Below are 21993 nucleotides of genomic sequence, written 5' to 3'. Positions count from 1 at the left end.
TCTTTCAACCTCCTTGCTTCGGCAGCCGAATGCGGACGGTCGTTCCGCGTCCCGGTGCCGAGTCAATGTCGATGCTCCCCCCGAATTGGGCAATCTGACTGCCTATCGTGGCGAGACCGAATCCACGTCCGCCAGCGGCGGCCGGGTCTATTCCGATGCCGTCATCCTGAATATGCCCGTGGATCTCGTCAAACGTTTCCCATAACCGGATCGTTAATTTATCCGCCTTGGCGTGCTTGGCCGCATTCGTTGCCAGTTCCCGCACGATTCGAAACAATGCGATTTTGTACAGCGGGGAAAGCGTCTCCGGCAGTTCGTTTGCAAGTTCGGCGGCCGGCCCGCCATTTTCTTTCAGCGTACGAATCAGCCAACGCAGGGCGTCGGCCAGTCCCGCTTGATCGACGATGTGCGGGTATAGGTCATCGCACAGCAGACGGATGTCGCGCTGCGTGTCGTACAGGCATTTCAACCAGACCGCGGTCAGCCGCTTGTCGCTATGCCCCGTATCATGCAATTCTTCCAGATCACGGGTAAGGAAAATAAGATTCTGCAATATATGATCGTGCAGATAGTAGGACGTGCGAACTTGCTCCGCTTGATGGGCTTCCATCAGCCGGTATTCGGATTCCTTGCCGGGAAACGTCTCGCGCGTTTTGCGCAGCTCATCGAGCAGGGAGGCATTCGTCAGCAGGCGAACGGTTTCCTGTCTCACTTTGATGATCAGGCCCAGCTCCTCCGGGGTGAACTCGGTTTGATTGATTTTGGGACCCAAGCCCAAATACCCGATGATCGGCTGTCCCGGCTCCATGGCAAGATCCAGCACCTGCACGAAGTCGGGCCGTCCGGACAAAACTTCGCGCGGGATCGGCTTGCCGGTATCGACCCAATCCGCGATCCCGGCGAATTGCCCGGTTCCGTATACGACGGCATCCGCCTCGCGATTCCAGACGAAGCACAGTCCCTCGATTTCCGTTACGCTATGGACGAGATCCGCAGGCATCCGCAGCAGATCCCGGCTATTGCGGTGTTCCGCAACCCGGATGGACATTTCCAGGCGCTGCCGGTCGAAGCGATTTTCCCGCTGTTCCCGTTGGCGCTTTAAGCTGTCGATGCTGAACCGATGCAACAGCACAAGAGCGGCGAAAGCGCCGCACAATATAAGCGTTGTCATGGAAGCGCCGCTTCGGACGAGAGCTGCGCCGAGAACGGTCGCCGATCCGGCATACAAGCTGTGGATGATAAGCCGGGGAAGATAGAATCGCATGTCGACCATCTTCTGTCGTACCCATAATACCAGCACGGAAGCCGGAAAGACGATGAGGCCGGCCAACGTTATTTCCGGAGGGGCCATGTATTCTCCCCACAGCAGATCGGGCAGCGCGCACAGGAACAGAAAGGGCAGCAGGCCGAAGGTCAGCGAGGAGACGAACACGAGCAGCTTGTTTTTCTCGGCCCGGTTCATCGCTCTCCAATTGACGGCCGCTATAACGATAATGGCGACCAGCGTCCCAACCAGAGCGGCATGGATTGCGCTTCGGGTCCATCCCGGAATGGCGGCCAACGAAAAGGCGATCAGAGCAAACGTGGCAAACAATGCGGCTAATAGCCGGTAAAGAGCCATGGCCCAACTGATCGAGCGGGGGACCGATCGGAACACGAAGGCGACAAAGAAGGCAAATAGAAGATAAGGCATCCAGCTTACGAGCAGGGGCAAGATCAGCCCGGTTAACGCCGTTTCCGTCGAATGGACGGTGAGCAGCATCGCGGCAATGAACAGGTTTACCGCATAAAACCGTCGGATCATATGGGATTCCGGCTTTTTGCGGTAAGCAGCCAAACCGATGACGAGCAGCGCCAGCTCCGCGCAGACGATGAATAATCCCCTGTACAAATCGGAGGCATCCGCTTCATTCCGTACCTCGAACAAGCCGCGGCCGGAGCGATTCAACAGAAGCGTTCCCGATTGCTTGAGATAAGCCTGATCGCCGAGCTTGATCATATGGTCCGGAGGCTTGCCGTCCACCGACACGAGCCGGTCGCCGACGCGCACGTCCCATTTTGCCGCAAGACCCGTGGGATTGATCGACGATACGGTCCATGCGCCCGATTCGCCGCGGAACAGTAAACCCGTATATGGATTTTGAAACGTAGCGACGTGAATATACGCCGCCACTACTAGGTAAACAAGGGCCGATCCGTATACGGCCCAGTTATATTTTCGCGTAATAGCGGACAAACTGTATCCCCCCGCTCCCAATGTACCATTTTTTTTAGCCGCAACTGAACGTCTTTTCGAGGGAAATAAACGAAAAAGAATATGATAACATCAATTTTCAATTTTTTTTGCGATTTGTCCCTTCGTTTTCATTTCAAACGAGCGAGCGAATCGGACATATCCGGGTCAGACAAATTGAAGAATGGACGCATTTCCGGTAAAAAGTCGACACAAAAAACTATCGCTCAGCTTTAGAATCTGCTCCTCATTATAGCTGGAATGGGGGGAGGGCGAATCCGTGTTCCACGGCGAATTTGAGGCGTGATCGCGCATGTTTTTTTGCGTGATCGCGCAGAAGTTCCGGATTAAATCAAAGGGGGAGAAGCGAGCGACTTTAATCAAAAAGACAATAAAACGCCAATGACAGACTGCGAAATCCTGAAAAGACACGGAAATTTTGCGGAAGCAAACTCTAACTCTCCGTGGATCGGCGCGAGGAGATGCTTATTCCCTCTGACTGCCGGTTTCTTTTGTTTATCGCAGAAAACCTATGTTTAGTAATCCATTGCCAGTATACTTATGTAGTGGCTGCTAGTTATTTCTAATATTTAAGCGGCCTGAAAGGAGGTGAAAATCCATGGGCACAATTCACATGCTGGCCGGCATTCCGGGCAGCGGCAAGAGCCATTACGCCAAAGAATTATGCAAGCGGGAAAGAGCCGTCCTTGTGGCTACGGACTCCATCCGGGAACGGTTATTTGGAAGCGAAGCCAAGCAGAAAAACACGTATCTGGTATTCGATGAAGCTTTTGCGGAAATAGGGCATGCTTTGCAATCCGGGAGGAACGTCGTATTTGACGCCACGAATGTCGGCCGGGACCGGCGCTTGCAGTTTTTGAAAAGATTTAGCGATGTCCCGGTGGAGTGCCATGCTTGCATTACTCCCTATGAAACGGCAAGGGAACGGATCCAAGCGAGAAAACGCAGGATCGATGACAAGGTGCTGACGAAATATGCCAAAAATTTCGAGTTTCCCGTTCTGGGTGAAGGCTTTGACGCCTTGCATATCGTGCACACGCCTACGGAGACGAGACTGGAAAGAGCCGGGCTGGAGCGGCTTCTTGCCGGCAAACCGGATCATGATGAGCTTTTTGGTCATTTGTCCGAATCCCCTTATTTCCAAGTGATGCTGGGTTACGATCAGGAGAATCCCTATCATTCCAAAACTTTGTCCGAGCATACCCATGCCGTTCTGGAATACATCCAAACGTTTTATGAAGGGGAGCATCTGCTGGAGATGCAGCTGGCGGCTTTGTTTCATGATGCGGGCAAACCGTTCTGCAAGGTATGGAAGCCGAGCCGGGGGCATTATTCGTATTACGGGCACGAGCATGTATCTGCGAACATAGCCTGCCATGTTCTTAAAGAAATGGAATACGGCGATGATTTTGTTCTGCATGTCGTCGATATGGTGAGCTTCCATATGGAGATTTTGCACGGAGGGGACGCGGGAGCGTCCAAAATCTATCATTTGCTGGGCGAGCATCGGCTTGCCGAACTGTATTTCTTCGCGGAAGCGGATACTTTCGCAAAATAAAGAGGTGACACCATGAAAATAAAATATCCGAAAACGATGCACCTGCCTTGGTCCAGAAGTTACACGGACGATGATAAAATTTTGCGGAACACGGATCATTTCGCAGGGCAGGAGGTCGTCATTACCGAGAAAATGGACGGGGAGAACACGACGATGTATCGCGAGTTTATTCACGCAAGGTCGCTTGACAGCAAGGACCATTCCTCGCGTCATTACGTCAAAACGCTCCATGGCGGGATCAGGCATCTCATTCCGGAAGGGTACCGGCTGTGCGGGGAAAACGTGTATGCCAAACATTCGCTCTTCTATTCGTCCCTGCCGAGCTATTTCATGCTTTTCTCCATATGGAACGACCAGAATGTTTGCCTTTCTTGGGAGGAAACGGAGGAGTGGGCGGCCCGATTGAACCTTGCTCTCGTTCCCGTGTTATATCGCGGAATTTGGAGCGAGGAAGCCGCAAGGCAATGTTACACGAAGCAGTCCCGCTGCGGGGGCGAGCAGGAAGGTTATGTCGTCCGGCTGGTTTCGGCTTTTCCCTATGAGGATTTCAAGCGCTCCGTCGCCAAATTCGTCCGGAAGAACCACGTGCAAACCGATGAGCATTGGCTGAGCAAACCGGTCGAGCCCAATGGCTTAGCGCGCGCCGATTGAAAGATTAAAGGAGTTAAATATTTTTTTTCATCAGGATGAGAATAACCAAAAGATGAGGAGGGGTTATCATGTGATATGCGAAAGTTTTTCCGCTGATTCTGTTTCATTTGATCTGTAGGGGGGAAATCGTGAATAGTGACAATAGACTAGCCTGTTTAGGCCAAAAGAATCGTTTCGCAGGCTCCGGCTCAACTAAAATTGATAATACATACGGCAAGGCTTTATACTGTCAATGTAATCAGGCTATGGAATCCCTTCCTTCTATTCATCTACTAATGGACAATAGGGAATCCGATTTCCTGATTTTTTTGTTTCTAACATAATCCATGTACGTTTTCTTGCAAAATGATGAATGGGAGAATGTTGCCTTAAGGCGATGTCTGACCAGAAAAATGAACGTTGAATTTGGAGGGAACGATCGATGAGCGAAGAAGTAAACACAACCGGCTGGGATGCGATTGAACAGGAAATGTCGAAAATATACGGCGATCAGGAACCGAAGCACTACGGAACGCTTCTTCCTTATATGCTGGGCGGTGAGGATCCGCTCGATGGAATCAGCGCTTACAAGGCGGAAAAGCCCTATCCCCACTGGCATTTCATCACTTTTGGATTTTCGGAGCTGTACGATAAGGAATCGGAAGATCCCGACTACAGCGGATACGGGTTTGAGCTGACTTTTCGGCTAACACGCACCGAAGGCGAGGAGGAGCCACCGGCTTGGGCGCTGAACCTGCTCCAAAATATGGGGAGATATATTTTTAACAGCGGAAATATTTTCAGGTCGGGCGACTATTTGGACGCCAACGGTCCGATATGCCTGGCTTCCGATACGCAGCTGACCGCGCTGGCCTTTGTGGAGGATCCGGAGCTTTCGGCTGTCGATACGCCGAATGGGCAGGTTCAGTTTTTGCAAATGGTCGGCATTACCGGCGAAGAACTTGAATCCATGCAGACGTGGAATACGCTGGGGATGCTGAAGGCTTGCCTGGAACATATGCCCCATTACATAACCGATTTGTCGCGGGACTCCCTTGTGCGGGTTCCTGCCGTATCCGAAGCCGTGCAAAGAGGGATGGAACAGGACGGTTCCAACACCGGTTTTTTATATGTGGATCAACTGGCTTGGGAGCCGGGCAAGAACCGATTGCTGGGCAAAGCCCCGGCAACGCTCAGACTGGGGGCCAAGCAGGCCGGGATTATTGGAAAGCTGCTTCAAGGCCGCATTCTGAAAGGGAAGGACCTTAATCTGGTAAGTTCCGACATCCGGGTAGTTCTGGAGCCGGGGGCGAAGGCAGACTTTGAAACCGGCGAGGACGGTATCCGAATGAAACTTGATGAGGCAACAGCGGCTGAACTTTCCCGGAAATTGCAGCCGAAGGAAGGTTTGATCGAGCTTTCCGCATTCAAAGGAATCTCCATTCAAATCGTAAAAACCCATATTAAGGACCAGGAAGGAAATGTGGTATCGACGATCGGATAGCGGATGATTTTATTAAAAACGGGGCAACAGCAACGGACGGCAGAATCATCAGCTTTTCGCAGTGATGGCGTTTAGAATGATTTCTTGAATAGGAGGACGACGCATTGAATCAGGCTGCGGAAGCATTTCTGAATGACATATGGAGCCATGTCAATTCCATTTACGACAAGGAAAGCCGGAGGGTTCGCGAGATCAAAAACCAAAGCCGGCTTCAAGCGGGTATGTTTGACTACCTTGGAGTGGCCTGGAGAAAAGGAAAATTCAACTGGGTACAGGGAAACATCCATATCGACGTTTATGAACCGTTCTCTTGGAGCGACAGTTCTTATACATTCGAAGCGGGTGCTTACATCGAAGAATTGACGGATGATATCCTAGCTCAGGATTTTTTTCCCGCTCTGCGGGACCGGGTAGATGCACTGTTCCGGTCGGACGATTACGGTCCCCGCTTTTTTGATTACCGATTGGAGCTCGTATTCGAATTTGAGCGGGAGCAATCGGTGCTGCGCTACTCCCAAGCTTTGTTAAACGAAGAGAAGCTCCGGGGTCTCAAGCAAACGTTTGACAACTTTATCGACACCAAAATCATGCTGGAGCTTCCGGTTCTTCCCAAAGAAAATGACGAGTTTTTCTTCGCGCGTCATCTGATGAATCCCGATTTGATGGAACAGCGGCAGGAAGTGATCGAACCGCTGATCCGCCGCCTCAGCGACAAGCTGCGCACCCGTAAAGAACGAAGCGATAGCTGGGCTTACCAGTATACTGCGGCTTTCAAAGACTGGTCTGAGGAGCGGTTTTTAAATCGATTTTTTGACCGGTCCGGAAATTACGGGTTGGATTGGGTCCTCAAAGAAGAGCCGGAGTGCAGCAAACCCAATGCTCAAGAACTTGAATTTTTCATGTTTGCCGCCCTGAAGATCGGTCCCCGGGAACCGGATACCCGGGAGAAATACCTGAAGCTGGCCGTCCAGCTGGGCTCGAAGAGGGCGGAGGATTATTTGAAACAGGGGAGCGGCCGTTTCGAAAGCGTGTATAAGAGCAGTCTGATCCAAGCCACGGCCAATGACATTACGCAAACCATTGAAATTCATATCGGCTCCGAAGAAGAAGCCGCCTACGGCGAAGCGTTGAACTTTATCGGCAATCTGCTAGATCAAGGCTTTCCGAAGGGATACAAGCTTATGCTGAAGAGCAAAGAAAAGAATTTCTTGCCGTTAAAAAAGCTGGCGAGGTCCGGACAACATCAGTTTTTTGCCAACGCGGCGCGTTACCCGGCGTTATTCCCCCGGCTTGCGGCTTATGCCGAGCTGGCCATGGAGGAATTCGCCTGGTACGAGGATGTGAAGCCGGGCGAGAAATCCGTCATGCCCGGAACCTATGCGGTATTCGGACTTGGATTGTACAGCAATGTATATTTTCCGTTGGTTCGCCGTTATATGGAATTGGTGGATACCGAGCATCAGTCTGCGCAGGACGGATATGCGGAAGCCTTTATCGAAGCTCACGGCGTTACGGCAGAGCATATGCCGACCATCGTCTCGATTTTGCTGGGGGGCAGCGAATCGGCTAAACCTGTCAAGAACATAGCCATAGATACGCCCGATCTTGCTGATGCACTGATCCGGGAGCTTGAGTCCAAGGAAGATTATAAGCGTGAAGCCGTCATATACCGCATTTTCGGCAGCAGCCAAAAGCTGGCCCAGGCAGCGAAAAGGGAGTCTTCCCCTTTAAAGGAACGTCTAGAGAGACTGCTGGAGCTGTTAGGGTAAAGGCAATCCCCTAAAGGGGGACTATCATGTGGACGATACGCTTTGAACATGAATTTGCAAAATGGGAAGGCGCGACGCGGGAAGAAATTATGCAGTTTCTGAAGGCGTGGAACCAAAATCTGTCGGAGCAGGAGATCCAAGAAATCAAGCAGCGGCAGGCGAATCCTTTTCCCAAATCGTCTCCGTACCACGATATGTACAAACCGATTGATCCATCCGGCTGGAAGCTGCCTCAAAGAGCATTTCCCGACAGCTATATCGATTTTCTGAAATATTCCAACGGCGGAGAATTCCAAAACGGAGACCGTTATTTTCAATTCTTCGGCACGGAGGATTTTAGGGAAATGAATTTTGCTTATGAGCTGCCGGAGTATATGCCATTTGCCGTTTCGTTTGGAATGGATGGCAGCGGGAACCATTATTTATTCGATATGAGAGAGGAACCGAAAAACAACGAGTATCCCATTCTCGTCTCTCATTCCGGCAATTTGGGATATGATGACTGTCAGTATGCAGCGGATTCCTTCATCGAGTTGTGCACGAAGAAATGCGAGCTGCTGTAAGCCGGCGGTCCGGCATCTTACAGATCGACTTGATTTGATGGCGCGTAAACCTTATATTTCTCGGGAGAAACGCTATAGTCCATAAGAAGGACGATAGCGTTTTTTGCTTGTTTTGGCAGCATCTCAGTCTCGAGACCGATGGAAAACCATTCCCGGGATGGTTTAACGGCTGACCAGGATTCCTTACAATGCAATAAGATGTAAAGAGCGAGTCGATGAGTCGCGGAGAATAGAGGTTGACCCGAGACTCTAGGCATCTCTATTCGCAAGGAGGAGCTGGAATGAATCATAAACAAAGGAAGACCGTGCCAGGCAACGGGGAATGGGCCATCGAGGCTTGCGGACTGGTTAAAACATTCGGCGGCAATCATGCCGTGGATGGCGTGGATTTGAACGTCCGTACGGGTACGATCTACGGCGTGCTTGGTCCGAATGGAGCAGGCAAGACCACGACCATTCGAATGCTGGCAACTTTGCTGCGGCCGAATGCGGGTACGGCTCGTATCTTCGGGTACGATGTGGTCAAAGAGTCCGCGATCGTGCGTCAGTTGATTGGAGTAACCGGTCAGTATGCATCGGTCGACGAGTCGCTCAGCGCAATCGAGAATCTGGTCATTTTCTCCAGATTGTTAGGGTTGGGGCGTAAAGAGGCACGGCAGAAGGCGGAAGAGCTGCTGGAGGAATTCGGTTTAACTGAAGCGGCGAAGCGGCCGCTGAAGCAATTCTCCGGAGGGATGCGTCGGCGGCTGGATTTGGCGGCAAGTCTCATTGCACAGCCGCCGCTCATCTTCCTGGATGAACCGACGACCGGGTTGGATCCGCGTACGCGTTCGCAAATGTGGGATACGATCCGCCGTTTGGTGAATACGGGGTCAACGGTCCTGTTAACGACGCAATACCTCGATGAAGCGGATCAACTGGCTGACCGAATCGCGGTCATCGATCGCGGACGAGTCGTTGCCGAGGGTACTACAGATGAACTGAAAGCTTCTGTCGGGACCTCGTCGCTGCATTTGAGAGTCCAAAATCCGCAGGACATCCACGGCGCCCGCCAGATCGTCGAACAGGTGCTTAAGGTCCGCTCGAATGTATCGGCGGAAGCCGGAACGATCACTGCACCGATGGCGGAAGCCGATCTTGTTACCGACCTGCTGATCGTCCTCCGGGCCGAAGGATTCCAACTGGCCGAGATCAGCGTGCAGAAGCCGACTCTCGACGAAGTATTTCTGACGATAACCGGACAGGATGTCCATGAAAACGTGCCGCTGGAGGCTGAAAAATCGAGTGTTGTAGAGGAGGCGAGAGCATGAGAAGCACGTTAGCGAAGCCGAATGCGGATCATCAATATAAAAATTACACCGGTTTAGGCCAGACGGTTCGCAACTCGCTCACAATGGCCTATCGGGGGTTGCTTAAAATTAAACGTACGCCCGAGCAGCTGTTCGACGTTACGTTCCAGCCCATACTTTTCACCCTTATGTTTACGTATATCTTTGGCGGCGCCATCTCCGGAAACGTTCAAAATTATTTGCCGGTTATTATCCCCGGTATCCTCGTGCAGACCGTGATTACCACCTCCATCGTCACCGGCGTCCAGCTGCGCGAAGACATGGATAAAGGAGTGTTCGACCGATTCAAGTCATTGCCCATCGCTCGAATAGCACCTTTGGCAGGGGCCTTGCTTGCGGATACGATCCGATATACGATTGCGACCGTGCTAACCTTCATCATGGGGTATATTATGGGCTATCGGCCCGAGGGAGGCCTTTTGTACGTCGCCATCTCCGGGGTTCTTGTCATTGCGTGTTCGTGGGCCATCAGCTGGATTTTCGCCTTTTTTTGGCGTGATTGCACGTAATGCTTCAAGCGTACAGGGGATTTCCATCATTGTACTGTTTCCGCTCACCTTTCTCTCCAACGCTTTCGTACCGGTCAATACGATGCCTGATTGGCTTCAATGGGTAGTGAACGTTAACCCGATCTCGCATCTGGTCACCGCCGTTCGAGATCTTACGAACGCCGGAACGGTTGGCGGGGATCTTGCCTTCTCCCTCATTGGCGCCGGCGTCATTGTAGCGATCTTCGCACCGCTAACGGTACGTGCCTATATGCGGCGGACGTAGACGAAATCCAAAGTTCACCGTGTTAGATGACTCCGATCTGAACCTTTTTATCGTTTCCTTCGCCTATAAATGGTAAGAAACAAAATGCATCGGCCCGGTCCGGATTTTTTAACGGGACCCCCATGTGCCTGTTTCATCAATGAAGGAGGAAATGATCATGAAGAAAACAACCATCGCGGTATTAAGCGCAGCGTTATTGCTGGGAGGAACCTTGTCGTCGCCGGCCGTTCAGGCGGCTTCCCGATTGGAAGCCGGGCCCAGCGCCGTGAGCTCCGAACTCAATCTGAATCCGGCGATAAAAAAGGAATACGGGGGAGCCGTATTTGAACTGGAATCTTTAACGGCCACTAAACAATCGATGGAATATGTCATTTCGCGGAACGTCCCTGAAAATATGGATCCGGAGATGGACCGCAATATTATGGCCATGAACTATGTCGTCATGGACAGCAACGGATGGATTTACGACCGCATCCAGGCGGAAGATAAAATGCGCGAAAAGCCGGACGGCACGTTTGACCGATATTATAAAGAAAAGCTGGGGGCCTTAAAGGGCAAACCGAAGGAACTTATCATCAAGCCCTATTTAGGGGGTACAAACATAAAGTCGGCGGGAAAGGCCGACGTGACGGCCAAGCTGACGAATAAATACCCGGTGACCCTGGATCAGGGCAAGATCGGAACCATGACCGTAACGGGCGCGAAATTTGAGAAGAAACGGACCGTTCTTACGTTGTCGATCCAAGGGGAGACGGCTTCGATTCAAAACGCCGCAACATGGCTTGTAGAAAATGGGAAGGCTCTGGATTACAGCCGCAAGGAATTGATCAGCGTGAACAACGACGTTTACCGATACGAGCTTGAGTTCCCGGCGGTTGACCGCAAAGCGACGCTTCAGGTGATGACGAAGCGTATGACGCCCGTTGCGTTTTTGAACGAGCTGGAGATGAGGGTGAAGCTCCCGCAATAACGTCCTTTAGAAATGTTGGAAGAAGCAGAAACGGTCATGGGCCGTTTCTTTTTTTTGCATAAAAATGAACCGAGCCTCCGTTTTTTCCTCGACGAACCTCTCCGGATCTGAACCTACTTTCCCTTTCATTCGCCTATATAGTGTAAGAATCAAACGCATCTTGTTCGGGCCCGTCCGCTCCTTAGCGGCAACGAGATGCATATTTCGTTTCATCGGATGAAGGAGGAAATGATCATGAAAAGAACAACCATTGCGGTATTAAGCGCAGCGTTATTGCTGGGAGGAACCTTGTCGTCGCCGGCCGTTCAGGCGGCATCCCCATCGGAAGCCGGGCAAAGCGCCGTAAGTTCCGATTTCAAGCTGAATCCGGCGATAAAAAAGGAGTACGGTGGAGCCGTATTTGAACTGGAATCTTTAACGGCCACTCCGCAGTCGACGGAATATCTCATTTCACGGAACATTCCCCAGACTCTGGATCCGGAAATGGACCGTAATATGATGGCCATGAACTATTTCGTCATGGACAGCAACGGATGGATTTACGATCGCATCCAGGCGGAAGACAAAGGGAGAGAAAAGCCGGACGGCACGTTTGACCGTTATTATAAAGAGAAGCTGGGTGCTTTAAAAGGCAAACCGAAGGAACTTATCATCAAGCCCTATATAGGAGGCAATTATGATGATAAAAGTACAAAGTTTGCGGAAAAAGCCAGCGTAACGGCGAAGCTGTCGGATAAATATCCGGTCAAGCTGGATCAGGGCAAGATCGGTACCGTGAACGTAACGGGCGTGGAATTCGAAAAGGACCGGACCGTTCTTACGTTGGCGATCGAAGGGGAGACGGCTTCGATTCAAAACGTCGGAACATGGCTTGTAGAAAACGGGAAGACCCTGGATCACACCCGCAAGGAATTGATCAGCGTGAAAGACGGCGTCTACCGCTACGAGCTTGAGTTTCCGGCGGTTGACCGCAAAGCGCCGCTTCAGGTGAAGACCAAACGAATGACGCCCGTTACGTTTTTGAAGGAGCTGGAAATGAGGGTCAAGCTGCCACAGTAGCCAACCATCGCCATGGGGCAGGGAGCGGAAACGGCCGTACAGGCCGTTTCTATTTTTTTGCCTAAAAAATGAACCGAACCTCCATTTTGTTCGCCTATATAGTATAGTGCTATTGGGAGTTGACAGGATGGAAAGCGAAGAACGATTGTTTGATTTGTGCCGGAACGGCGATAAAGATGCCTTTTTCAAGCTGGTGGAGCCTTTGCTGGGCCGCGTGTACAGCACGTCTACGGCTATTTTGCGCTCGACGCATTTGGCTGAAGATGCCGTACAGAACACGCTGATCGAAGCTTATCAAGCCATTATCAAAGGGAAGAAAATAAGGAATTTCAATGCCTGGTTCAAGCAATTGGCGGCCTGCCGGGCAATGGATCTGGCCAGACAAAGGTCCCGGCACGCCAATGTTTCCGGAAATATCGACGAGCTGGAGCTTCCGGACGAACATGAAACACCGCTGGAAGCCGTATTGAAAAAAGAAAGGGGAGCCGAGCTGTTGGAATGCGTCATGTCGCTGGACATTCACCATCGGTCCGTCATTGCACTGTATTATTACCAGGAACTGTCCATCGATGAGATCGCCGACGTTTTGGGCATTAAGGCGGGGACGGTCAAATCGCGGCTTCATGCCGCCAGATCGAAGCTGAGTCAGGCGGCAACCCGACAAAAAAATGGAGCAGGTGATCGAATGTTAAACCGGGATGAACGGCAGCTGAAGAAAAATATACAGCAATCGTTAGATGAAATTCCGCTTCCCGATTCTTTAATTCAATTTGCCAAGGAGGTACCGCTTCGCTGTCAGCAGCCGGAAGAGGACATGGCGGTTACGAAGCCCCGGCGCCGAAGCGGCAGAAGAAGGTATAGAATAGCCGCAGCCTGCGCGGTTTTGGCCTTATCTCTGGGATTCGCCGTGCAGAAGTCGCCGGCTTTTGCGGCTATGGTCAAAGGGATTCCCGGTTTCTCGATCGTTTCGGATTGGCTGGACACGTTGCGTGGAAATGACGGCGTCGAGAACGCCCAATCCCATGGTTACAGTCCGTTTGAACCGTTCGTGAAGCAGTTTGACGGGGTGAAAGTCAGCATCAGCGATGTGTATTTGACGAGCGATAAGTTGTCATATAAAGTGTTTATCCAATCCGACCGTTTGAAGCAGCATGTTTTTAAAAGATCGGACGGCAGTTTGGGCCTGAACAGGGAAGCACCGGTCTTTTTCGTAAATATACCTGAAATTTCTGATGGGGGCAGCAGCGCCGGCGTCGTGATCGAATCGGGCGATGACGCAAAGGACCCGGTACTGGTTATTAGCCGGATCGGTGAAGTAAAGCCGGAGGAAGTTAAAACGTTTTTAAGCCATAACCCTACGGAACTTCAGTTTGAAATCGGCATCAGCCATGATCAAGAAGACGGCAAGCCCATAACAGATACGCTCAAGATGAGCGTTCCGTTCCATCATATGGACTGGCTGGAGGATCGGATCATACCGCTTCATCAGACCGTTAAGGTGGCGGGGGATCCGGATTTGAGGGAAATGACGCTGGACCAAATCAAGATTACGCCGACCAATACCTATCTCGATATCAAAATCGCGGATGACGCGAATTATTATCTGTTATTCGGCCAGTCCGGGACAGTCCCGTATTTAACGGATGATAAGGGGAAAACGTACCGATTGCATACGGACGACCCGCAGAACATGGTGGACTATCCCGGCGTGAGGCGGATGAACGGAAACAAGCTTACGTTTACCGCATCCCCTTACTTCGACGAATCGGTGAAGTCTCTTACGCTGCACCTGGATCAAGTGATGCTGACGGAAAAGAGTCCGGGCGGAACGTTCACCCTTTCGCTAGACGAACCTTTTCCTAAGAAAGTCCGCTTTAAAGATAATGAGTTAACGATCATCGGGGCGAGTTACGAGAAAGATTATTTGCGGCTGAGAATAAAAAGGGATCGAATGGAAGACAAACGTTTGGGCATCCTGTTTGCAGTCCCGCCGGAAGCCAAGGAAAGTTTATATCCCGAATTGCAGCAGCGTTTCGATAAAGGCATCGGGATAGATTCGGGGGCAGCACGGGTGAGAAACGATCAGGACGATTATTATGAAGCATGGATTTTCGCGCCTGAACTGAAAACCTATGAAATTGAAATGTATCGGGAGGCCGCCCCAGTCCGGATAGACCAAGACATTACGATTCCTGTCAGTAAGTAGATCAGAGATTAGCTCAGCACCGGCCGGGAATAAAATGGGGATCAAGGGTTCGATCTTCATTCGTTTTCAGGTTTAGCTTCCGCTCCTTCCAGTTTTACGGCTTATAGTACAATGTAAATAGACTAAAAACGAGTGGTAGAGGAAAGGGCTGCTGAAAACGATGCCTAAAGCGGACAATATGCTGGCTATTCTATGGCTCCTTAAATCACGAAGAAGAATGACGGCCAAGCAACTGGCAGAGGAGTTGGAAATTCATATCCGGACGGTTTACCGGTGCATCGATGCTCTATGCATTTCCGGCGTCCCGATCGTTTCGGAAACCGGTCGCGACGGAGGTTACTTTATTCCTGAACATATCAAGCTGGAGCCCTTGTTTTTTGATGCCGAAGAACAAAAAGCCCTCCTACAGGCGGCGGCATTCGCACGGGAAGCGGGTTATCCGTCAAAAGCGGCGCTTAGCCGGGCGGTTTCCAAAATCAAGCGGTATGCCAATTCGGAGCAGCTCGAGCGCATGGAGCGTCACGAGATCAGTCTTGAAGTCATACAGCCTCCTTCTGCCGCTTCTCTGATCTCCATGCTCACAGAGATCGAAAAATGCATGGATTTGCAATCAAGCCTCGAACTATGCTACAAGACAGGATATGACGGTTCCATCAATAAGCGCATCGTTGATCCCTATGGGCTCGTCCATTGGAAAAGCAAATGGTATGCCGTTGGTTACTGCCGTTTGCGCGGGGAAATACGCAGCTTCCGCGTCGACCGTATGAGCGATTTGATATGCACCGATCACCAATTTGAACGTCCGCCCGATTTTTCCGCCCGGTCGTTTTTTATTGGACAGCTTGCGTTCGGATGACGGGGGTGAAGATAGCGCTCATTTGATTTCGGTTCACATCCAAGGCAGCCCTCAGGCTTTGGACGATTTGTGCGGACATTGGCTGCTTGGTCACGCACTCGTGGAGCGAACGGCGGAGTATGCCCATTTCAAGTTGGACGAGCTGAAAATTTATACGCAGCTTCCTTATTACTTGCTGTCTTATGGCGGAAAGATACGCATCTTGGAGCCGGAGGGACTGAAATCCTGCATGATCGACATCACGGCCTCCCTGTTGGACCATTATCAATCCTAGTTATAAACACTGACCTTCGTTGTCAGTGTTTTCGTTATATAATGAAACCCAAAACCCAAAAGGATGCGACAGGAGGAAAAAAGGTGGCAGGCTCTATTTTTAAACGGGACGTGAAGACGGCAACGGGCAGCTCATGGGAAGAATGGATAATGAAACTTGGCCGGGAAGTGGACCCGCTATGGTCCCATGAACAAATCAAAAATCATATCCGCGAGGCGCATCAAGTTTCGGGAGATTGGAGCGAATGGATCGCCGTCATGTACGAACAAATCATGGGCCGGACACCGGTTGGAACAACCAAAGACGCGGGTGTGCAAATAGGCATCAGAAAGACGTTTGCCGCAACCAAGGAGAAAGCCTGGAATTTTCTCACCTCTTCTGAGGGCTTATCGTTATGGATCGGAGAAGTTCCTTCCTTTAAAATCCAGAAGGGACATGAATACGAATCCAAGGAAGGCGTGTCCGGGAAAATTACGGTGGTCGTACCGTACCAAAAGCTGCGCATGACCTGGAAACGTCCGGAGTGGGACAGCCCGTCCCGGCTTCAAATTTATTTGTTGTCAGCAAGCTCCGGTAAAACCACCATCTCCATTCACCAGGAAATGCTGGAAGACGTCTATATGAGGGAAATGATGCGGCGTTATTGGGAAGAGACGTTGAATAGAATCAAAAATCTGTTGGAGGCGCGGGATGAATAAATACAGCCATATCGACTTACGGGTAAATTCCTGGGAAAATTTCCGATCAGCCCGACCTATTACGCGGTTTATTTCGAAGACCCGTGCGGCAACAAGTATGAGATGGTTCACAGATTGAATTAGAACAGAAGAACCACGTCGTGAGGGACGTGGTTTTCTTCTGGTATGGCGGCCCCGCATGACTTGATTCAAGCGTTCAAAGGAAATGCTTTCGTTTTCCGACAGAACGATTCTTCTTCGAAATAAAGCACTTAGTTCACTCATGAAGCCGCCCCTTTATATCATGGCGTATTCGCCGTCTTCGGTGATTGTTGGCTCCGGGCTCCCAGGGCATTCGCGCCGATGACTCCCGCTATGATCAGCACCGAGCCGATGACGTGATAAAGCTTGATTTCCTCGTGAAGAAACATGGCCCCGGCAGCAATCGAGACGACGGTTGACAGGTTGCTGAACACGCTCGTTTTCGAGGCGCTGATTTTGGACAGGGTGTAATTGGCCGTCAGAGAAGTAACGAGGGAAGACAGTATCCCCAGATAAAGGATGGACCAGATAAAGGTGCCGCTGGATAAAGGCTCGAAGAAGCGATCCAGCGTTCCGGAGCCGATATGAGACGTTAACGAGACGAGTAAAAAGGCGGCGCAGCCGATGCCAAGCATCATGTATGTGATTTCCAAGGGACTGAATGTTTTCAATAGCGACCGGGCCAACACGCTGTAACCGGCGAAAGCCAGACAGGATAAAAACAGCAGGAGAATCCCCGTGATGCTGGACAGATCGAAGCTGCTTCCCTTCATCATAAAGATGTATACGACACCAAGGACCGAAAGGAAAATAGACAGCTTTTGAAGCAAAGTGGTCACTTCCTTTAGAAATACGAAGGCCAGAAGCATTGTCAAAATGGGCGTTACCGCATACAGAATGCCGCCCTCCGAGGAGGTGGCGTGAAGGAGCCCGAATGTTTGAAGCGCAAAGAATCCAAGCGGATACATCGTTGCCAGGATTTTTTGGACAGGGAGAAATTTCTGAAGATCAGCATTTTAAGGGCGCAGCCGGAGCAGATCGAGGAGGGCGTCAAAGCGATCGTGGAGGAGGTAAAGAGGGGGAGCGGGCAGGCTTTTTAACGATCGATCTGCCGTAACCATTAGCCTTAGGGAAGGTTATTGACAGGCAGGAAAAGCTTGTTTTTCTGTACTTAGGAGAAGGAATGCTTCCCTCAAATCTCGAAAAAGGTATACCAACACAAAACAAACGAGAAAGGAGGTGAACTCCCCATCCGCATGATGAAAATAAATCCCTGTTTATCCGGCAGATCCCGCATCCAATGGATCCGAATCATGAAAAGCGGGTTGCTTCTTATATATTTTTTTTATTCATCGTTTTATCCTGACGATTACCGACTGCAGACGAGCTCCGCTATACGATTTGATTTTTTATGACAAATTCCTGCTCTTGATCCCCAGGCAAGTTTTGATGGATGGTCCCAATAGACTTGTCATTTCCAATCACGTCATCCAATGTTATGCAATCCTTTGCTTGGAAAGCGAACGGATCCTTATTCGATTTCAAACCTACAAGGAACCGAGCCTGAAACCTCCTTTTACATGGAATTCTTTCAACCCTGTTTCGTTCGACTAAAGGAGGTTCTCATGAGTTCGGGAAAAGAAAATATTTTCAATAAAATGAATACGATTTACAATCGGCACCGGCTTAAGCCGTATTATGACAAGCTCAAGGTTATCAAGGGAGTTCAATTCAATGATTGGAGCGATTCAAAGCTCGCAGATTTTGCCCGGGAGCTCAAACTGAAGGCACAGTCCGGCGTTCCGCTCAGCGGCCTGGTGGCCGAGGCGGCGGCTGTGGTTGACGAAGTCATATGGCGCTTCCTGCAAATCCGGTTGTATGACACGCAATATATCGCGGGTTTAGCCCTTCATGACGGATATATGGTGGAAATGCAAACCGGCGAAGGCAAGACGCTTGCTGCGGTTCTTCCGGCGTATCTTCATGCTTTGGAAGGAAAAGGGGTGCACGTTTTTACCTTCAATGATTATTTGGCAAGCCGAGATGCCGAGTGGGTAAGGCCGATTTATGAATTTTTAGGCCTGACCGTCGGGTGTATCATAGAGCAGACCGGGTTGCCTGAACGGAAGCGGGCCTATGCCGCGGATGTTACTTATATGACGGCCAAGCAGGCTTGTTTTGACTATCTGAAGGATTCGCTCGTTTATGACATAAAGAATAGAGTTCAACGCTCTCACCATTATGTATTGGTTGACGAAGCGGATTCGATATTAATCGATGAAGCGAGGATTCCGCTGGTTATAGCTGGCGATATCGGCGAAAATCGAAATGCTTACAGCAGAATGGCCGATATTGTGAAGCAGCTCAAACCTGGCGTTGATTATGACACGGATGACCATGAGCGAAACGTATTCTTAACCGAGGCGGGAGCGGAACAGGCAGAGGAACTGCTTGATTGCGGCAATTTGTACGATATGGAGAACAGCCAAACGTTAACGGAACTGAATTGTGCGCTGCATGCCGAAGTTTTGTTAAAGAGAGATGTCCACTATATCGTTCGGGATGGAGCCGTACAGCTCATTGATGAGTTTACGGGAAGGATCGCGGATAAAAGGCATTGGCCTGACGGTTTGCAGGCTGCAGTCGAAGTAAAGGAAGGACTTAAAGTTCAAGCGGGCGGAAAAATCATGGGCTCCATGACGCTGCAGCATTTTCTGAGCTGTATAAAAAAACTTTGCGGAATGACGGCAACCGCCCAATCCTCGGCTGATGAATTCAGGGACGTCTATGCTTTGGATGTGGTAGTTATACCGCCTAACAAACCTTCCCGGAGAACGGACCTCCCCCATTTCATATTTTCGGATAAAGAATCAAAAAGAAGGGCCATCATTCGCGAGATCGTCTCCGTTCATGAGACGGGCCGACCGATTCTGGTAGGTACCTCAAGCGTTGAAGGGTCGAACCAACTGGCGGCAGACCTTGCGGGCAAGGGGGTGTCATGCCATGTGCTTAATGCGCAGCATGATCAACAGGAAGCAGAGATTATTTCCAGAGCCGGGATGCTTGGCGCTGTAACCGTGTCCACCAATATGGCCGGCCGGGGAGTGGATATCATTCTAGGCGGCGGGGATCCCGAGGAATACCGGAAGGTGGCGGCTTTGGGGGGATTATACGTCATCGGTACGAATCTTCATGAGAGCGTTCGCGTGGACATGCAGTTAAAAGGGCGGGCAGGCCGACAGGGAGATCCGGGATCGTCGCGATTCATCATTAGTTTGGAAGACGATATTTTGATTAGATATGGGATTAAGGAGGAACTTCCCGCAAAATATCAAGGTCTAAAATCGGACGCTCCGATTGAAGACTCCAAAATCCGGCATATTCTGAACCATATTCAGCTCGTTATCGAAGGGCAGAACTACGAGATCAAAAAAGACGTTGAACAAATACGCCGATATCGTTGAACAGCAGCGAAGGATTTTATATGAAAGACGGACGGATGTGCTTTTTAATAGAGTCAAGCCCAATGTGTTGGCAACAAGTGAACCCGAGTTATACGAAAATCTGTGTGCAGCCTATGGACAGGTTAAGGTGGAGGAGACCGAAAAATACGTTTTGCTGATCCAGATGGATGCATGCTGGTCAGACTTTTTGGATTATGCATCTTACATTAAGGAAGGCATACATTTGGAAAGCTTGAGCAATAAAAATCCTCTGGATCAGTATAATCGGCTTCTCATTGAAGCTTACGGGCGAATGGACAAAGAGATTGAAACCCGTACATTAAACGTCTTCCTCAAGACGGAGTTTAAGGAGGAAATGACGGTCCCTCTTGATATGAGCGAGTTGAGAATTCCTTCGGCAACATGGACCTATGTCATCAACGACAGCTTTTTTCAGAATAGAGTCCAGTTATTCTAGGGGGAGATGGGGTGAAAAGATAAAAGTCAACCCAACTTATTTCATTACGGTAACGCGACATCGCTTTAAACAATAAGCTTGCATGACAATCCCGATTGTAATACAATGCTTTTAAATTTACGGTTCCAGAATAGGATACAAGCGATGAAGGAAAGAGTAAGCGAAGAACATTCCTGACAGGGACGGCATGCCACCGACTGAAAGCTGCCGAGCGAAGGTTCCCGCCGAAGTTCATTCCCGAGCCGGTTTTCTGATAGCTTCCGTTTTAAGCATGATGCGGCAAGCGGTAGGAAGGCCCGTAACCCTTGCGTTAAAAGGTTCAAGTGAGATGTGCGGCTATTTCTCGTAAAAACGCCATCGTTCTTTTCGAAGGACGACGGAATCGTTTTTTGCGCTGCATATCTAATAAGGGTGGTACCACGACTCCTCGTCCCTTTGCGGACAGGAGTCTTTTTGTTTTTATATATAAATCAAAGGAGAGATTCTGTATGAGTCAAGGACGTTTGGAGCAATTGCGGTCAGAACTGGATTCGGTCAATCTTCAGCTGCTGGAGCTGTTGTCGCGGCGGGCGCGTTTAGCCCAGGAGATCGGAGAGGAGAAACAAAAGCAGGGCGTGCCCGATTTCGATCCGGTGCGGGAAAAACAAATGCTGCAGGCCATCACCGAGCATAACGACGGGCCATTCGATAACGAAACGATCCGGCATTTATTCAAGCAAATATTCCAGGCCTCGTTGAAACTGCAGCAGGTAGACAGCAAGAAGCTTTTGCTAGTCAGCCGTAAAAAGAAGCAGGAGGACACGATCATACAACTTGGCGATACCGTAATCGGCGGCGGCAAACCGGTCATGATTGCCGGCCCGTGTTCCGTGGAAAGTTACGAACAGGTACGCCAAGTGGCGGCAGCCCTTAAGGAAGCCGGCATAACCGTCATGAGAGGCGGGGCGTTCAAACCGAGAACCTCGCCGTATGATTTTCAGGGGTTGGGCGTGGAAGGTTTGAAAATTTTAAAAGAGGTTGCGTCCGAGTTCGGCCTCAAAACGATCAGCGAAATTGTCGATCCCGCCCATATTGAACTGGCATGCGATTACATCGACGTGATTCAAATCGGCGCCAGAAACATGCAGAATTTCGAGCTGTTGAAAGCGGCGGGCGAGGTGCGGACGCCGGTTCTGCTCAAACGCGGCTTGGCTGCCACGATTGACGAATTCGTTCATGCGGCGGAGTACATCGTGTCCCGGGGAAATACGCAGGTGATGCTGATCGAGCGCGGAATCCGGACTTATGAGAAAGCGACAAGAAATACCTTGGACATCTCGGCAGTTCCAATTTTGAAACAGGAAACCCATCTACCGGTACTGGTCGATGTCACCCATTCGACGGGCCGCAAAGACATTCTCGCGCCTTGCGCCAGAGCCGCTTTGGCTGCAGGGGCGGACGGCGTCATGGTCGAGGTTCACCCGGATCCCGCTACGGCCTTGTCCGACGCGGCGCAGCAGCTGAACATCCCGGAATTCTATGATTTCTATGAGAATGTGAAGCAATCCGGTTTACTATAGTCCCGCAAAGGCACGCTGAAGAGGCGTG

Annotated in this window: 16 protein-coding genes and 2 pseudogenes; 16 read left to right on the top strand and 2 right to left on the bottom strand. The window is 50.6% G+C overall.

Annotated elements, in window-relative coordinates; translation table 11 throughout:
- Nucleotides 1-4: 4 nt before the first annotated feature.
- Entirely contained in the window at nt 5-2236 is a 2232-nt protein-coding gene (locus tag XI25_RS16620; RefSeq protein ID WP_046678861.1) for a sensor histidine kinase, read from the bottom strand.
- A 616-nt stretch (nt 2237-2852) separates the two neighbouring features.
- Here XI25_RS16620 and XI25_RS16615 point away from each other — a divergent pair.
- From XI25_RS16615 to XI25_RS16560, 12 genes and pseudogenes are all read left to right on the top strand, one after another.
- Complete coding sequence (locus XI25_RS16615; RefSeq protein ID WP_046678862.1) at nt 2853-3812, top strand: AAA family ATPase; 960 nt, start codon at nt 2853-2855, stop codon at nt 3810-3812.
- A 12-nt stretch (nt 3813-3824) separates the two neighbouring features.
- On the top strand, nt 3825-4463 hold the full coding sequence (locus XI25_RS16610; protein WP_046678863.1) for an RNA ligase family protein: 639 nt from the start codon (nt 3825-3827) through the stop codon (nt 4461-4463).
- Between the two features lie 421 nt (nt 4464-4884).
- Nucleotides 4885-5946 (top strand): suppressor of fused domain protein, encoded by a 1062-nt coding sequence (locus tag XI25_RS16605; protein ID WP_046678864.1) that lies wholly within the window; start codon nt 4885-4887, stop codon nt 5944-5946.
- Between the two features lie 104 nt (nt 5947-6050).
- Nucleotides 6051-7715 carry a DUF6138 family protein gene (locus tag XI25_RS16600; protein ID WP_046678865.1) on the top strand — a complete coding sequence of 555 codons (1665 nt, stop codon included), beginning with the start codon at nt 6051-6053 and terminating at the stop codon, nt 7713-7715.
- Between the two features lie 26 nt (nt 7716-7741).
- Nucleotides 7742-8278, top strand: coding sequence for an SMI1/KNR4 family protein (locus XI25_RS16595; RefSeq protein WP_046678866.1), 537 nt, complete (start codon nt 7742-7744; stop codon nt 8276-8278).
- A 281-nt stretch (nt 8279-8559) separates the two neighbouring features.
- Nucleotides 8560-9588 (top strand): ATP-binding cassette domain-containing protein, encoded by a 1029-nt coding sequence (locus XI25_RS16590; RefSeq protein WP_046678867.1) that lies wholly within the window; start codon nt 8560-8562, stop codon nt 9586-9588.
- A pseudogene (locus tag XI25_RS16585) lies at nt 9585-10401 on the top strand (ABC transporter permease). Before XI25_RS16590 ends, XI25_RS16585 begins: the two are co-directional and overlap by 4 nt.
- 157 nt (nt 10402-10558) lie before the next feature.
- Entirely contained in the window at nt 10559-11371 is an 813-nt protein-coding gene (locus XI25_RS16580) for a DUF5643 domain-containing protein (protein WP_046678869.1), read from the top strand.
- Between the two features lie 234 nt (nt 11372-11605).
- On the top strand, nt 11606-12430 hold the full coding sequence (locus XI25_RS16575; RefSeq protein ID WP_046678870.1) for a DUF5643 domain-containing protein: 825 nt from the start codon (nt 11606-11608) through the stop codon (nt 12428-12430).
- Nucleotides 12431-12557: 127 nt separating this feature from the next.
- Nucleotides 12558-14636 carry an RNA polymerase sigma factor gene (locus XI25_RS32250; RefSeq protein ID WP_082112401.1) on the top strand — a complete coding sequence of 693 codons (2079 nt, stop codon included), beginning with the start codon at nt 12558-12560 and terminating at the stop codon, nt 14634-14636.
- Between the two features lie 160 nt (nt 14637-14796).
- A pseudogene (locus tag XI25_RS16565) lies at nt 14797-15766 on the top strand (helix-turn-helix transcriptional regulator).
- An 83-nt stretch (nt 15767-15849) separates the two neighbouring features.
- Nucleotides 15850-16464, top strand: a complete 615-nt coding sequence (locus XI25_RS16560) for an SRPBCC family protein (RefSeq protein ID WP_046678875.1) — start codon at nt 15850-15852, stop codon at nt 16462-16464.
- A gap of 281 nt (nt 16465-16745) precedes the next feature.
- On the opposite strand, the gene XI25_RS16555 is transcribed toward XI25_RS16560, so the two are convergent.
- Nucleotides 16746-17453: a DMT family transporter gene (locus XI25_RS16555; protein ID WP_082112332.1), complete on the bottom strand. Its 708-nt coding sequence runs from the start codon at nt 17451-17453 to the stop codon at nt 16746-16748.
- On the opposite strand from XI25_RS16555, the gene XI25_RS33405 reads away from it, so the two are divergent.
- From XI25_RS33405 to XI25_RS16545, 4 genes are all read left to right on the top strand, one after another.
- Entirely contained in the window at nt 17424-17585 is a 162-nt protein-coding gene (locus XI25_RS33405; protein WP_160308905.1) for a hypothetical protein, read from the top strand. The genes XI25_RS16555 and XI25_RS33405 overlap by 30 nt on opposite strands.
- Before the next feature lie 525 nt (nt 17586-18110).
- On the top strand, nt 18111-19949 hold the full coding sequence (locus tag XI25_RS16550; RefSeq protein ID WP_052759637.1) for a preprotein translocase subunit SecA: 1839 nt from the start codon (nt 18111-18113) through the stop codon (nt 19947-19949).
- Nucleotides 19924-20406 (top strand): preprotein translocase subunit SecA, encoded by a 483-nt coding sequence (locus tag XI25_RS31400; protein ID WP_052759636.1) that lies wholly within the window; start codon nt 19924-19926, stop codon nt 20404-20406. The genes XI25_RS16550 and XI25_RS31400 overlap by 26 nt, the downstream gene beginning before the upstream one ends.
- Before the next feature lie 488 nt (nt 20407-20894).
- Nucleotides 20895-21965, top strand: a complete 1071-nt coding sequence (locus XI25_RS16545; RefSeq protein ID WP_046678877.1) for a bifunctional 3-deoxy-7-phosphoheptulonate synthase/chorismate mutase — start codon at nt 20895-20897, stop codon at nt 21963-21965.
- Nucleotides 21966-21993: the final 28 nt, after the last annotated feature.

Source organism: Paenibacillus sp. DMB20 (genome assembly GCF_000987955.1).
Classification (GTDB): domain Bacteria; phylum Bacillota; class Bacilli; order Paenibacillales; family Paenibacillaceae; genus Paenibacillus_AQ.
Note: the sequence above shows the minus strand (reverse complement) of the source record. Positions and strands in the feature narration are given on the sequence as shown.